Genomic DNA, 14,971 nt, shown 5'->3' with positions numbered 1-14,971 from the left:
AGAAAAATTAAAAAAATAGTATTATTATAGATTTAATAAAACTTGAAAATTTATATAAAAAGATAGCAAAATTAGAAACAGAAGAAGATAAAGTGTGGCAAGAATTTGAATCTATAATGGATAAATATTTTGAAGATGATGAAGAATTTCCAAAGTTTGAGAAATTACTAGGAGAAGAGATAGAAAAATTTAATGAAGAACAAATTAAAGAATTAAAAGATTTATATTCAAAAATTCTAGTATACGAAAAAGATAAGAATTACAGAAAAGCAGATTTACTTTGGGAAGAATTTGGTAGATAGATTTTATAGAGTTGAAGAGTCTAGACATAGACAATCAGGAGAAATTGGATTAGGGTTATCAATTGTAAAAAATATATTAGAACTTCATGGCAGTGAATATGGAGTAGAAAATACTGATTCTGGAGTAATATTTTATTTTACATTATAAAAAGTCTTTTTAGATATATGTATTATATGATATAATAAGTATAAATACAATAGATTAAAGAGATAGTTTTACTGATAATAGCAAACTTGTTGAAAGACAAGGACGCAAAGCTATAGGGCCTTCCTCAGAAATGAAATGGCAGCCAGCTACCAAAGGAAACTTTTATTATTATCAATAAAGCTTTTTCTCGAAATGGCAAACTTATTGAAAGATAAGGACGCAAAACTATAGGGCCTTCCTCAGAAATGAGATGGTAGCCAGCTATCGAAGGGAGAGTTTTTTATGTTAAAAAAACTATTTGCAATAATATATATAATATCTATATTTTTTATAAGAGAAAACGTTATATTCGCTGATAACAGCCCATTTGATTTATCTAGTATTAATCAAGGGATTATTGAAGTTAAGTATGAATTAAATGCAAATGTAAAAACAAAAATGATGATTGAACATAATGGTCAAAAATATTACTATGATTTATTAACATCAGATGAAACTTTTCCATTACAAATGGGAAATGGTAAATATATGGTTGCTATTTGTGAACAAAAAGAAGGAAAACAATATGTAATAAAAAACCAAGAACGCTTTGAAGTTAAGTTACAAAATGAAAAAGAAGTTTATTTAAATAGTAATCAAGTAATTTCTTGGGATGAGAGTAATTCGGCAGTACAATTAGCAAAAAAACTTACTGAAGGAACGAATGACGACGAAGAAAAAGTTAGTATTATTCATGATTATATAGTAAAAAATATACAATATGATTCAGGCAAATATGCATCTTTAGATAAAACGTATTTACCAAATGTAGATGATATTTTACAAAGTAAAAAAGGAATATGTTATGATTATGCTTCTTTATTTGCAGTAATGCTTAGAAGTGTAGATGTTCCGACTAAATTAGTAAAAGGATATAAAGATGATATTTCAGAATATCATGCATGGAATGAAGTATATGTAAATAATAATTGGGCAACAGTAGATTGCACCTATGATACAGCTTTATATGCAGGAAATTTAGGAACAGAAATAGTTAAAGATTCAAATCAATATAGAACTGAAAAAGTATATTAAATATTTCGAATAAAGAGGAGCGTTCAACTTGAATAGCTTCTTTCTTTATTAAAAAAATCACGATATGACAAAAAAATAAAATAAATGACAAAATAAAACAAAAATCACTTGACAATTATCTGGATTTTTATTATTATTTAATTACAAATGATTTATATAAGGTTTGGAAGAAACGAAAATAGCTTCTGAATTTAAATCATATGGAACAAAAAATTAAAATATGAATAATATCGTAGATAGCAATTAAAGACAACAGTCTATTATTGTTTAAGCTTTAACTGCTCTACGACAAAAGTACCTATTTTTTATTAAGGTGATTTTGTCGTGGAGCAGTTTTTTTGTTCCCTACAAAATATTATGAAAGGAGGCTTTTATTAAAATTGAGGATTTTTAATAAAAAAAGAATATCTATTTTAACTGTACTTGCTTTAATAGTTCAACTGCATGTACCGTATTTTACAGGAATAGTATTTGCAGAAGATACTAGAGGATTATCGGTTAAGATAAAGGAAGAAATTATTACAGGAACAGAAACCTTTAATACAACAGGAAAAGCTACTGCTGAAAGTTGTCCACCAGGAGATGACTATAGCAAAAATGACAATTATATAAGAACATTGGACACCGTAGGATATACCATAGATTATAGTGTTAATCCTGAAGGTTATGTTGCTAAAAATTCTGTTTTAACAGCAACATTAAGTGCAGGTACAGATGGAAATCCTATTGTTGTTTGGGATTCAAATTTAAAAAATTTATACTTAGGGTTAACTATATCTAGTGATGGAAGAACACTTAAATACGATTTAGGCGATAAAAAAGGAGGAAATGCATATAGTTTTTCTCCTACGGCTAAAGTTTTAGGAACTTCTAAGAATGGGGAAAAGTTTAACTTAGATGTAACTTTTGCAGCTGATGATGTATCAAGTGTAAGTGACACTAGTAGAGATATAATTGTTTCAGCATTTCCAAAATTAGATTTAGGAGTTGATATATACAATTCAAGACCTGCATTGGGACCATCTGGAGAATTAGGACTTGTAGTTTATTCTACTATAGATGTATTAATAAAGGATGGAAAGGGTAGCGAATCTGTAAATGAGGACTTAAATTTTGATGTTGACTTATCCCAGCTTAGAAGCCTTGGAATGAACCCTAAAATTTATGATTTCTCTTTAGATGAAAAAGCAGTAGCACCACATGGTGATTATGGATGGATTCATTGGCATACTAAAAGACCTTATGGAAAAGGTGGAGGAGATAATAAAGTAACAAGCTCTGGAACTTTTACTGCAAATCAATTCAGTCCAGGAGATGATGTAAATATAACTATATCAGATGCAGATTTAAGTGGAAATCATACTCCTATTCAAAATGCAGATGGAAGTACAATAGCTTTAGATGATAAGTATGTAGTTTGTGGTACTCTTGCTCTGTGGATACCGGGTGATGAAATACCTGTTGAAGATACAGAAATTGAAATTTCTTATAAAAACTTTGATCCTAATGCAATAAGTGGACAATCAAATTTTGGAACTGAAATTGAACCGATTTCCAATAATACAGATAGAACAACTATTAGAAGACCAGTAGGAATAGCAGGAGCAACCATCGATGAATGGTATGAAGAAACTATAGGTGGAAAACTTTCTGGTGAAGATGAAATTTGGGACCATGATGGTGTTATTTTATCAGGAGGTAAATTTAATACACATATAAGATTTTGGAATACAGGTTTATTCCCTTTTAATGATGCTATTGTAGTAAATAAATTTGATCCGAACTTAGTTGATTTAGTCGAAAAATCTCCAGGAATTGCTCACACTTTAAGAACAAGTGGAATAGATCCAAATGATATTATTGTTGAATATGGAGTTGGAGGAGCAAATGGGGATTCGGGATATGATGATTGGATTGAGATGAGGAATTCAACAGGAGATGATTCTGATTCTACTGGAGGATGGTATGAAAATATAAATGATGCTCCGGGAGCTATTACAAAAATACGCTTTAAAACTAGAACGGGAATAGTTCCTGTTAAAGGACAAATAGAATTATTAATACATATGAAAGCAAAAAATAATCCTATAGGCACAAATATTCCAAATTTCTTATCTGTAAAAGCTAATGAAATTGATACTGGAAAATGGAAGCATACGTCTTACAATCCTGATAATAATACACCACCTAAAGATAGCCAGTCAGATAGAGCTCTTCTTACTGGTGTAAAAGCTCGTATTGAATTAAAATCTAGTAAAGATACTGTTAGTGTAGGAGACACAGCAACATATACATTATCTTCTTCTCTTACATCAAAAGGAAATGATGGAACAGCAGAAGATGTAGTGATAACAACTACACTACCAAAAGGATTAGATTATGTTTCAGGATCAGCTAAGAAAAACCTATTAATTCCTGGGGATGAACCTCAGATTATAAAAAATCCAGATGAAACTACAACTTTAATTTGGAATCTAGGAGATAGGCAGATTAATACTATGGTAGAGGTTATATCCTTTGATGCTAAAATTGATTATGAGGTTGAAAACTTAACTAGTTTAAATACCATAGCAACAATTAGCACACCTCTAGATGTTACGAAAGAATCCTTTAGAACATCTCAAAAAAGCATAGTCATAAGTAATAGTAGAGCTTGGGGAATAAGTAAAAGAGCGGATGTTGAAGAAGTTGAGATTGAAGAAGATTTATGTTATACACTAAGATATTTCCAAAGAACAGATAAAACATTAAAAAGTTTTGAGTTTATAGAAGTACTTCCATACAATGGAGATGGAAGAATACCAAATACAAGCTTTAGTGGTGATTACGGATTAAAGAGTATTTCAGGGAGCTATGGAGAAACATTCTTAGTGACAGACGAATCCCCAGAAAGTATAAATCAAGACCCTAAAGTTGGAGGCACTACATGGAGTCCAATAGGGACAATTGATGATAAAAATGTAACTGCAATTAAAATTTTAGTACCAGAGTTTCCAAATAATCAACCTACTAGGGAAATAAAACTTATTTTAAATCCTACTGAAAATAAAGGTGGAGATATATATACAAATAAGTTTACTGGTAGAGTTAGTGATATTGATGCACTAGTTGAATCCAATAATGTAAGCATAAAAGTTGTAAGCAGTAGTGTAGATGGATTAGTTTGGAAAGATTTAAATGAGAATGGAAAAGTAGATCCAGATGAAAAAGGAATTTCGAATGTAAAGGTAGAGATTTTAGATGATAGTGAAACTGTAATAGAAACAAAAACTACAGATGAAAACGGAAAATATACATTTGGAAATTTAAAATCAGGAAACTATAAGGTGCAAATAGAAGATGAGTCTTTAAAGAATTATAATCAGACTTATGAATATGATGGAAGTTTAGACCAAGTTGTTACGATAAGCCTTAGTAAGAAACAAAAGTTAACAGATATCAACTTTGGGTATAAACAAAATGAAGGAAAATTGGAAGTAAGATATTTAGAAAAAGGAACAGATAACGAATTATTGCCAAAGGAAGAATCTACAAAGTCAGTAGGAGAAAATTATAAAACAGAGAAGAAAGAAGTAGAAGGTTATAAATTTGTGAATGTAGATGGATCAGAAAATGGAAAGTATGTAGAAGGAAAGACGGTAGTAACGTATTACTATGAAAAGCAAGATGAAGTTATTCCTGAAATAAAGAAAGGAAGAGTAGTTGTAATCCATAAATGGGGTGAAAAAGTACTCAAATTCGAAGATTTAGGAGAAGAAGAAGTTGGAACACAATATACTACAAATTCTTTAACAGAAGAAGAATATAAAGACTTTAAAGTGATAGTTCCTGAAAATAAAGATGGTAAATATGAAGAGGGAACTATAGAAGTAATTTACTATTATATAAACACTAATCCTAGTCGACCAGATATCGAAGAAAAGAAAATAGGAGAAGTAGTAGTGAAATATTTAGAAAAGAACACAGCTAAAAAATTAGTAGAAGAAGATTTATTAAAGGATGAAGTTGGAAAAAATTATAAAACACAAGATAAGCAAATAGATGGATATAAGTTAGTAGAAAAGCCATCAAATGCACAAGGACAATATATAGAAGGAAAAATAGAAGTAGTATATTACTATGAAAAAGAAATAGAAAAGCCAATTGAACCAGAAAAGAAAATAGGAGAAGTAATAGTAAAATACTTAGAAAAGAACACAAATAAAGAATTAGCAGAAGGAAACTTGTTAAAGGATGAAGTAGGAAAAGACTATAAAACACAAGATAAGCAAATAGATGGATATAAACTAGTAGAAAATACATTAAATACACAAGGACAATATATAGAAGGCAAAATAGAAGTAATATATTATTATGAAAAAGAAAGACCAAAGAAGAAAAAGAGAAAACCAAAAGAAGAAAAGATAGAAATTCCAAATCAAGAAATACCACAAGAAAAGTCAGAAGTCAAGGTAGATATTCCAGATGAAGAAGTACCGCAAGGAAAATTAGAAGTTGAAGTAGAAATTTCAGATGAAGAAGTACCGCAAGGAAAATTAGAAGTTGAAGTAGAAATTCCAGATGAAGAAGTACCGCAAGGGAAAATGAAAGTGTTACCAAAAACAGGTGAGAAAGTACCATATTCAAATTATTTAATGGGAACGTTGATCATGATTTTGGGAGGCGCATTAAGTTCAAGAAGAAGAAAAAATAGCTAATAATATTTACAGAAAGAAGACTATGAAGTGTATTTTGTATCTGGGCACTTGAAATACATGGAGTCAGTAGTGCAACCGATCTTTCTGATTTTTTTTAATCAGGAGGAGATATATGAAAAAAATATTTGCATATTTAAATATAATTTTGTTATTTACTTCAATGATCATGAATCCATTAAATGTTTATGGAGAACAAGTGAAAATAGAAGATGTTTTAACTGTAAATGAGGAAGAAAATATACAAAATAAAATTGAAAAAATAGAAGAGAATGAGAAAATAGAAGATGAAGAAGAAACAGAAGTAGTAAATGAAGAAGAAACAGAAGTAGTAAATGAAGAAGAAACAGAAGAGAACGAGAAACTAGAAAACGAAGACGTAAAAGAGGAAAAAATAGAAACAGAAGATTTAATAGAAGAAGAAACAGAAGNTAGAAACAGAAGATTTAATAGAAGAAGAAACAGAAGTAGTGGAAGAAAAAACAGAAGAGAACGAGAAACTAGAAAATGAAGATGTAAAAGAGGAAAAACTAGAAACAGAAGATTTAATAGAAGAAGAAACAGAAGTAGTGGAAGAAAAAACAGAAGAGAACGAGAAACTAGAAAATGAAGATGTAAAAGAGGAAAAACTAGAAACAGAAGATTTAATAGAAGAAGAAACAGAAGTAGTGGAAGAAGAAAAGATAGAAGAAGATATTTTAGAATTACCTCAAGAAGAGTTAATTGAGGAAGTAATAGAACAGCCTATAGAAATAATAGAAGAAACTATAAAAATAGAGAAAAAAGAGATTGAGAATTTATGGGAAAATATGAATATAGAAATGACATCAGAAATAATAGGAAAAGACCATATTCAAATAAAAGTAATATATATATATAATGGAGATGTGGAATCTAAGAGAATCTTAGTTGAAGACGATTTTTTTGGTCAAACTTATTTGAATTTAGATGGAAATGAGTTTTATGGAGAATCGATAAAACAGGTTACAATAAATGAAATTCCACAATACATAGATGTAAAAGGATTTTATGAGGAAGAAATTAAAAAAACAAAAGAAGAAATAAAAGAAGAAAATAAAGAAGTAACAGATGAACCAAAAGAAGAGATTGAGAAAGAGAATATAAAAGAAGAAGTAAAAGAGGAAATAACGGAAGGAAACAAAGAAGTAGCTGCTGAAACGAAAGAAGAGATTGAGAAAAAGGATACAAAAGAAGAAGTAAAAGAACAAATAACGGAAGAAAACAAAGAAGTAGCAGATAAACCAAAAGATGAGGTTCAAAAAGAGAATGCAAAAAAAGAAAGTGATTCAGAATAAATTGGGCAAGCGTAAAGCTTGCCTAATTCATTGGGAGGAAAAGAATTGAAAAAGTTATTAGGTATGATTTTTATTATTTTAGGGCTAATTATAGTATCTTATCCTCATATGAAGAAAATCAAAAATGAAAAAATTCAACAAGAAATAGTAGAATCCATACAAGAAACACAGGAAGCAAAGAAAGATATAAAAGAAGAAGTTGATTTGCCTAAATTTGAAAACAATAATGTGACAGACATTTTAAAAATAGAAAAAATAGATGTACTACTGCCTATATTAGAAGATGCGACAAAAGAAAATCTAAATATAGGTCCTTGTAGAATTTTAGAAACTAAAAGACCTGGAGAAATAGGAAATTGTGCAATTGCGGGACATAGAAGTTATAATTATGGAAAACAATTTAATAGATTGGATGAAATAGAATTAGGAGATAAAATACAAGTGATTTCAAAAGAAAAAAATTACATCTATACTGTAAATAATAAATTTATAGTAAAACCAGAAGATATATGGGTCTTAGAAGGAAATGATCATGATAAAATCATAACTTTAATCACATGTACTCCTATAAAGGTAGGTACACATAGATTGATAATACAAGGAATTATTGATAATGAATTAGATTGAAATTTAATAATATACAATAAAAACTTGTGATAAAATAAGTAATAAGGATTTTGAATGGAGGAACGATATGAAAAGAATCTTAATTTTTATCATAAGTATAGTTTTTACTATGGTTTTTATTAGTGGTTGTAGTATGAATAAAGCTACACTTAAAGAAGTTGCAAAGTATAAGAAAGAGATTTTATTGAAAAATAATCAAAATACATATAAAAAAGATAATGTATTTGAAGATATAACATATAAGTTTGTGGATGGACAAGAATTAAAGTTAGACATTTATATGGCGAATGTATTAGACGATGAAAAAAGACCTGCTATTGTTTATGTTCACGGAGGGTTTTGGGCATTTGGGAATAAGAAATCAGAGATTCCATATTTTAAAGATTTAATTAATATTTTAAATAATAAAGGGTTTACATTTGTAAGTATAGACTATAGATTAACTAATAAGAATACTAAGTTTCCAGAACCGGTTAAAGATGTAAAAGATGCTATTAGATGGCTTAGAAAAAATGCTGTTAGCTATAATATAGATGAAAATAAAATAGGAATATGTGGAAATTCAGCAGGAGGACATTTAGCTTTACTAGAAGGTCTTACAGATGACAGTATGTACTTAGGTAATGAAGATTTGAAAAACATATCATCTAAAGTAAATTTTATAATATCGTTTTTTGGACCAACTGATTTGACTTTAGTAAAAGGTAAAAAATATACAGCAACTACTAAAAATCTTATAGGAGGTACGATAAATGACATGAAAGATATTTACATAAATGCAAGTCCTATGTATTGCTTGTCTGAAAACACTCCACCAATATTATTGATTCATGGAGAAAAAGATACAATAGTCCCTATTTCTCAATCTAAGGCTTTATATGAGAAGTCTAAAAGCTTAGGAATAGATGTTGAATTTGTTCCTGTAAAAAATGCTAGTCATGGACTGATTTCTACAGCTGGAGAAATTAATCCCTCGCTAAATGATATAACAAATAAGGTTATATTGTTTATAGAAGATAAGTTTAAAAATGATAATTAAATATTGAAGTCCTATGTTGTTAATATATATCTGAAAATTATTAAGGAAAATAACAAGCATGATTGACTATGTAGATTAATAATACAAGCTATATTTTTTTTATAAAGATACAAAAAACGATAAAATATGATAAAATAGTATGGTTGATTATTAGAAGGAGAGATGAAAATGAATAAAAAGAACCAACCATATATTTTAGTATTTGGAGCTTCTGTTGTTGATATATTTGGATTTTGTAGCTCATGCTATAAACCTTATAATTCTACGCCGGGAAATATAAAGATATCGTTTGGCGGCGTATGTAGAAATATTGCTGAGAATATGGCTAGGGTAGGTGTAAATACAAAGTTTATATCTATATTAGGTGATGATGCAAAAGGTCGTAGTATGATGGAACATTCAAAAGGTATAGGATATGATATGAGTGAATCTTTAGTACTTGAGAATGAAGGAACACCTACTTATATGGCTATTTTAAATGAAAATGGAGAAATGGTATCTGGTATTGCAGATATGAAGGTTATAGATAAAATGGATTTTGCCTTCATTGATTCTAAAGAAGAAATTATAAATAATTCTGAGTATATTTGCTTAGATGCAGATGATCCTGAAAAACTTGAATATATACTAGATAAATTTAGAGGTAAAACAAAGTTTATACTAGATCCTATATCTGCTGCTAAGGCTGAAAATATAAAACATTTGATAGGTCATTTTCATACAATAAAGCCTAATAGATATGAAGCGGAAATTTTGGCTGGATTTAAAATAAAGAGTGATGAAGACTTAAAAAAAGCAGGAGATTATTTTTTATCGCTTGGAATAGAAAATGTATTTATAAGTCTTGATGCAGAAGGAATTTATTATTGTAATAAATATCAATCTGGAAGAATTAAAGCTCATGATGTTGAAGTAAATAATGTAACTGGAGCGGGAGATTCTTTTGTAGCAGGTCTTGGATATGGATATATGAATAATATGTCTATGGAAGATATGGTTAAATTTGCTATAGCTATGTCTATAATAACTATATCTCATGAAGAAACCATTCATCCTAGAATGAGTAAAGAACTAGTGGAAAAGGTAATTATAAATACTAAGTGGGAAAAAATAGAATAATAATACAGAAAATTCGCAAACAAGCAAAAAAATATAATAAAAAACAAAAAAATATGTAGAAAATACGTGAAAACGGTTGCAAATCATATTTTTTTATGTTAATATGTATTTATAAGATAAATAAAAATTAATATTTTTTAATAACTTTGTGTGTTACTAATTAGATTAGGCATGAGCAAAAGTTATAGAAATTGTTGCTTTGGGCAATAATATTTTATGACTTTGCTTATGCCTTTTTATTTTGTAATATACAAAAGGTAATCATTTTTCATTAGTAAATAAAAATAAGAGAGGAGAAAGAAATTATGAAAAAAATATTCGGAACATTGCAACAAATTGGTAAGGCTTTAATGCTTCCAGTTGCAATATTACCTGCGGCAGGAATACTTCTTGGTTTTGGTAATGCATTTCAAAATCCAGCTACATTAGCTAAATTACCATTTTTAGGAGCTCCTGTAATTCAGTATATTGCTAAAATTATGGAGCAAGCAGGTGGAGTTGTATTTGGAAATCTTGCTTTATTATTTGCAGTAGGTGTAGCGGTAGGACTTGCTGATGGAGAAGGTGTTGCAGGAATTGCAGCGGTTATAGGATATTTAATAATGAATGTTACTATGGGAACTGCAAAAGGTATTACAGCTGATATGGTAGGAACTAGCCCAGCTTATGCAAGCGTTTTAGGTATACCAACACTTCAAACAGGAGTATTTGGAGGTATTATAGTTGGGGTATTAGCAGCGACAATGTATAAAAAATATTATAGCATTGAACTTCCGCCTTATTTAGGATTCTTTGCAGGAAAAAGATTCGTTCCAATTGTAACAGCGGTATCATCTTTAGTAGTAGGAATTATAATGATATTTGCATGGCCTCCAGTTCAAAATGGACTTAACTGGTTCTCTCATAGTATGATAGATGCAAATAGAACACTTGCAGCATTTGTATTTGGAGTAATAGAAAGATCATTAATACCATTTGGTCTTCATCATATATTCTATTCACCATTCTGGTTTGAGTTTGGAGAGTATACGAACAAGGCCGGGGAGCTTGTTAGAGGAGATAACTCAATATTCTTTGCTCAATTGAAAGATGGCGTACAACTTACAGCTGGTACATTTATGACAGGTAAATTCCCGTTCATGATGTTTGGACTTCCAGCAGCAGCACTTGCTATGTATCATGAAGCAAAGCCTGAAAAGAAAGCTTTAGTTGGAGGTATAATGGCTTCAGCAGCACTTACATCTTTCTTAACAGGTATTACAGAGCCGATAGAATTTACTTTCTTATTTGTAGCACCAGTTTTATATGGAATTCACTGTATATTTGCAGGATTATCATTCATGTTAATGCATATACTAGGCGTTAAAATAGGTATGACGTTTTCTGGTGGAGTTATAGACTTCTTATTATTTGGTGTTCTTCAAGGTAAAACTGCTTGGTGGTTAGTTATTTTAGTAGGATTAGCTTTTGCACCAGTTTATTACTTTGGATTTAGATTTGCAATTAGAAAGTTCAACTTAAAAACTCCTGGTAGAGAAGATGATGCAGATGTAATAGAAACTAAGCATACTAAAGGATCAGAACTTGCTCAAGGTATATTAAAAGCTTTAGGTGGAAAAGAAAACGTAACTAAGTTAGATGCTTGTATAACAAGACTTAGAATAAGTGTTAATGATATCAAAAATGTAGATAAAAATGAATTAAAAGCTTTAGGAGCAGCTGGTGTTATGGAAGTAGGTAATAACTTACAAGCTATATTCGGACCAAGATCAGAGACTTTAAAAGGTCAAATAAAGGATATAATGAATGGTAAGACACCTGTTGTAGAAGAAGTACAAAAGAAGACTATAGCTAAGGATTCTAGCAAAAAATTAAATTTTGTAGCACCTTTAAATGGTAAGGTATTAGATATAACAGATGTGCCTGATAAGGTATTCTCTCAAAAAATAATGGGAGATGGATTTGCTATAGAACCTATAAATGGAGACGTAGTATCTCCTGTAGATGGAGTTATAACTACATTCTTTAAAACAAAGCATGCAATAGGATTTACTGCAGACAATGGTCAAGAGGTATTAGTTCACTTTGGAATAGATACTGTAAATTTAAATGGACAAGGATTTGAAGCTTTAGCTAAAGAAGGTGACAAAGTCAAAGCGGGACAACTGATTCTTAAGGTTGATTTAGAAAATGTTAAAAAATCAGTTCCGTCGATTATAACACCTATAGTATTTACTAACCTTGATGAAGGGCAACAGGTAAGTGCTCAAATAGGTAAAAATGTTAAAGTTGGAGATAAAAATATAGTGATTGTAAAATAAAAAATAAAGGCTACTGCTTATGCAGTGGCCTTTATTCTTTTACAGAAAACCAATGGGTTATATTTTTTTGGCTAGATGGATTTTTGTAAGTGTGAGGTGTAAATTTACTAATGTATACGCTATCACCCTCGTTTAATAAATAGGTTTCGTTGTCTACCTGTATCTCTAAAATGCCTTTTATAACTATACCTAACTCATCGTAGTTATGTCCCCAAGAAACGTCACTGGATTCGCTGTTTCCTTCTATTGTTATACATATTGAATTTAAGTGTTTATTACCGTTAGTAAGCATTTCGAATTTTATGTTATTGTCGTCAGTTGTAAATATTTCTTTTCTTTCATTTTGTCTAACGATGAAGTCTTTTTCGCTAGAAGATTGTAATATGTCCATTAAGTTTATTCCTAATACTTCACATATATGCTGAAGGTTGCTCACAGAAGGGCTATTTAGATTTCTTTCTAGGTTGCTTATAAATCCTATTGATAGATTAGTAAGATTAGATAATTCCTTTATTGTTAATCCTTTTCTCTTTCTAAAATGTTTTATTTTTGCTCCTAATTCCATATCTCTCTCCTCACATAATAATCATTTAATAAATTATAACATAAAAAATATAACTTATTTAAATAAATTATATTTTTTTATGTCACATCTAAGAAAAGGAGAAATAAAAAAATAAATAAAGAAATGAAAAAAACATAGTGGGAATCAAAAAAAATAATATTTGAATTGCAAACTACTATACAAAATATTGAATTTGATATTGATAAAATAGCAAATTAATACTATTTTATGGCATTAAATATAAAAAATCAAAGGGAATGAAGGTTATAGGAGCATTAGCAGATGCTGCTATATCTAGTTTCTTAGTGGAAGCTTTTTAAAGCTATGTTGGTGGAGATATGCATTGTCTTTTTTGCTTTTTTTAAAGTATAATTAAGATGTAATTAAATCTAATATTGGAAAACTCCGTTTCAATTGAAGTTGACTTCATTACAAAAATAGGAGGAATTTATGAGTAAAACAAAAAAAATGGTGTTTATGTCTATATTAGTATCTCAAAGCTTAGTTATGTATATAATAGAAACCTATATATCCAATCCTTTTGTGTTTATGGCGCCTGGAGCGAAACTTGGGCTTTCTAATATAATTACTTTAATATCTTTGTTTTTTTTAGGTTTTAAAGATACGTTTGTAATATTGACTGCTAGAATAATGATATCGTCTATATTTGGAGGAGGTTTTTCTGCTTTCTTATACAGTATAGCGGGTGGTATCTTGAGTTTGGTATTTATGGGTATATTCGCTAAATTTAGCAAAAAGGAATCTAGTTTAATAGGAATAAGTGTGGTAGGGGCAATGTTTCATAATATAGGGCAATTGATAATGTCATCTATAATAATACATAATATAGGTATGTTTATATATTTACCTATACTTTTATTGACATCTATTCCTACGGGTTTGTTTATTGGTTTTGTATGTAGGTATCTTGTGAAAAATAAAAGTATATATAAAGCTATGAATATAAATAATAGAAACTATACTGTGACGAAACTTAAAAAACTAGATTATATAATAGTGATATCAACTCTGGTTTTAAGTGTGTCAGCATTTTATTTTACTAATATTGATAGTGATGATACTGCATATAAGAGAGTGCAAGTTGTTGTCGACGATAAAGTATATGAAGATGTTGTTATAACTGATAAGAATTATGAAAAAACTATAAAAATTGAAACTGAAGAAGGAATTAACTATATTTATATTCATGACGGAGGAGTAGAAATGATAGAAGCTGATTGTTATGATAAAGTTTGTGTTAAAACTGGTTTTATAGATAGAAAAGGCCAGATGATAGCATGTCTTCCTCACAAGATGTATGTTAAAATTTTGGGTGAAGATTCACAAATAGACAATATATCGTATTGATTGCATATAATTTCTAAATAATACATTATATTTATAATTATTATAATAAATGAATAATTATCGAGTTCTATATTGACATATATTCTATTTATTTGATAGAATCATAGCATAAGGGGTTCAAATATGCTGGAATAAGTGGTGATATAGAATGAAAAAAAATTAGAAGAATTAAAAAGCGATATAGAGGAATTAAGGGAAGAGATAAATAGATATATCGAATATCCAGATATTTTTAAAGAAGAAATACTAAGCACGAGTCAGAAGATAGATATATGTATAAATGAGTATTTAAAATTACAGAAATTTTAAACAAAAAGAAACGATGAATATCGTTTCTTTTTATATATGAGGAAATTATATTCATATCTAAATTGTGAATAAGTATAATTTTCGTTATG

The 14,971-nt window shown here is 29.2% G+C and carries 12 protein-coding genes and 3 riboswitches; of the genes, 11 read left to right on the top strand and 1 reads right to left on the bottom strand.

The window, feature by feature from the left end; genetic code table 11:
* Window positions 1-92: 92 nt before the first annotated feature.
* The 9 genes from WJW32_RS11265 (at window position 93) to ptsG (ending at window position 12,640) form a co-directional block, all read left to right on the top strand.
* Window positions 93-302: a hypothetical protein gene (locus tag WJW32_RS11265; RefSeq protein ID WP_340258348.1), complete on the top strand. Its 210-nt coding sequence runs from the start codon at window positions 93-95 to the stop codon at window positions 300-302.
* Complete coding sequence (locus WJW32_RS11260; RefSeq protein WP_340258346.1) at window positions 292-450, top strand: ATP-binding protein; 159 nt, start codon at window positions 292-294, stop codon at window positions 448-450. The genes WJW32_RS11265 and WJW32_RS11260 overlap by 11 nt, the downstream gene beginning before the upstream one ends.
* 69 nt (window positions 451-519) lie before the next feature.
* Window positions 520-604: riboswitch (cyclic di-GMP riboswitch) on the top strand.
* A gap of 30 nt (window positions 605-634) precedes the next feature.
* A riboswitch (cyclic di-GMP riboswitch) is annotated at window positions 635-719 on the top strand.
* Between the two features lie 13 nt (window positions 720-732).
* Entirely contained in the window at window positions 733-1,524 is a 792-nt protein-coding gene (locus WJW32_RS11255) for a transglutaminase-like domain-containing protein (protein WP_340258344.1), read from the top strand.
* Between the two features lie 380 nt (window positions 1,525-1,904).
* On the top strand, window positions 1,905-6,221 hold the full coding sequence (locus WJW32_RS11250) for a MucBP domain-containing protein (RefSeq protein WP_340258342.1): 4,317 nt from the start codon (window positions 1,905-1,907) through the stop codon (window positions 6,219-6,221).
* Window positions 6,222-6,227: 6 nt separating this feature from the next.
* Window positions 6,228-6,311: riboswitch (cyclic di-GMP riboswitch) on the top strand.
* Between the two features lie 377 nt (window positions 6,312-6,688).
* On the top strand, window positions 6,689-7,534 hold the full coding sequence (locus WJW32_RS11245) for a hypothetical protein (protein WP_340258340.1): 846 nt from the start codon (window positions 6,689-6,691) through the stop codon (window positions 7,532-7,534).
* Between the two features lie 45 nt (window positions 7,535-7,579).
* Window positions 7,580-8,161: a class D sortase gene (locus WJW32_RS11240; protein WP_340258338.1), complete on the top strand. Its 582-nt coding sequence runs from the start codon at window positions 7,580-7,582 to the stop codon at window positions 8,159-8,161.
* 67 nt (window positions 8,162-8,228) lie between these two features.
* Window positions 8,229-9,200, top strand: coding sequence for an alpha/beta hydrolase fold domain-containing protein (locus WJW32_RS11235; protein WP_340258336.1), 972 nt, complete (start codon window positions 8,229-8,231; stop codon window positions 9,198-9,200).
* Window positions 9,201-9,368: 168 nt separating this feature from the next.
* Window positions 9,369-10,319, top strand: coding sequence for a carbohydrate kinase family protein (locus tag WJW32_RS11230; RefSeq protein WP_340258334.1), 951 nt, complete (start codon window positions 9,369-9,371; stop codon window positions 10,317-10,319).
* A 305-nt stretch (window positions 10,320-10,624) separates the two neighbouring features.
* Complete coding sequence (ptsG, locus tag WJW32_RS11225; RefSeq protein ID WP_340258332.1) at window positions 10,625-12,640, top strand: glucose-specific PTS transporter subunit IIBC; 2,016 nt, start codon at window positions 10,625-10,627, stop codon at window positions 12,638-12,640.
* A gap of 31 nt (window positions 12,641-12,671) precedes the next feature.
* Here the strand turns inward: ptsG and WJW32_RS11220 are convergent, their stop codons facing one another.
* Window positions 12,672-13,205 carry a helix-turn-helix domain-containing protein gene (locus WJW32_RS11220; RefSeq protein WP_340258330.1) on the bottom strand — a complete coding sequence of 178 codons (534 nt, stop codon included), beginning with the start codon at window positions 13,203-13,205 and terminating at the stop codon, window positions 12,672-12,674.
* A 450-nt stretch (window positions 13,206-13,655) separates the two neighbouring features.
* Between WJW32_RS11220 and WJW32_RS11215 the strand changes: the two genes are divergently transcribed.
* Window positions 13,656-14,573, top strand: coding sequence for a Gx transporter family protein (locus WJW32_RS11215; protein ID WP_340258328.1), 918 nt, complete (start codon window positions 13,656-13,658; stop codon window positions 14,571-14,573).
* A gap of 180 nt (window positions 14,574-14,753) precedes the next feature.
* Entirely contained in the window at window positions 14,754-14,882 is a 129-nt protein-coding gene (locus WJW32_RS11210) for an aspartyl-phosphate phosphatase Spo0E family protein (protein WP_340258465.1), read from the top strand.
* Window positions 14,883-14,971 lie beyond the last annotated feature (89 nt).

Origin of the sequence: Tepidibacter sp. Z1-5 (genome assembly GCF_037844525.1) — a bacterium.
Taxonomy (GTDB): Bacteria; Bacillota; Clostridia; order Peptostreptococcales; family Peptostreptococcaceae; genus Tepidibacter_A.
The sequence above is the reverse complement of the archived record's forward strand: the minus strand, read 5'-3'. Positions and strand labels throughout refer to the sequence as shown.

Coding starts and splice junctions, on each gene's coding strand:
- ptsG (WP_340258332.1), top strand. CDS start 10,625: ATGAAAAAAATATTCGGAACATTGCAACAAATTGGTAAGGCTTTAATG.
- WJW32_RS11215 (WP_340258328.1), top strand. CDS start 13,656: ATGAGTAAAACAAAAAAAATGGTGTTTATGTCTATATTAGTATCTCAA.
- WJW32_RS11255 (WP_340258344.1), top strand. CDS start 733: ATGTTAAAAAAACTATTTGCAATAATATATATAATATCTATATTTTTT.
- WJW32_RS11235 (WP_340258336.1), top strand. CDS start 8,229: ATGAAAAGAATCTTAATTTTTATCATAAGTATAGTTTTTACTATGGTT.
- WJW32_RS11220 (WP_340258330.1), bottom strand. CDS start 13,205: ATGGAATTAGGAGCAAAAATAAAACATTTTAGAAAGAGAAAAGGATTA.
- WJW32_RS11230 (WP_340258334.1), top strand. CDS start 9,369: ATGAATAAAAAGAACCAACCATATATTTTAGTATTTGGAGCTTCTGTT.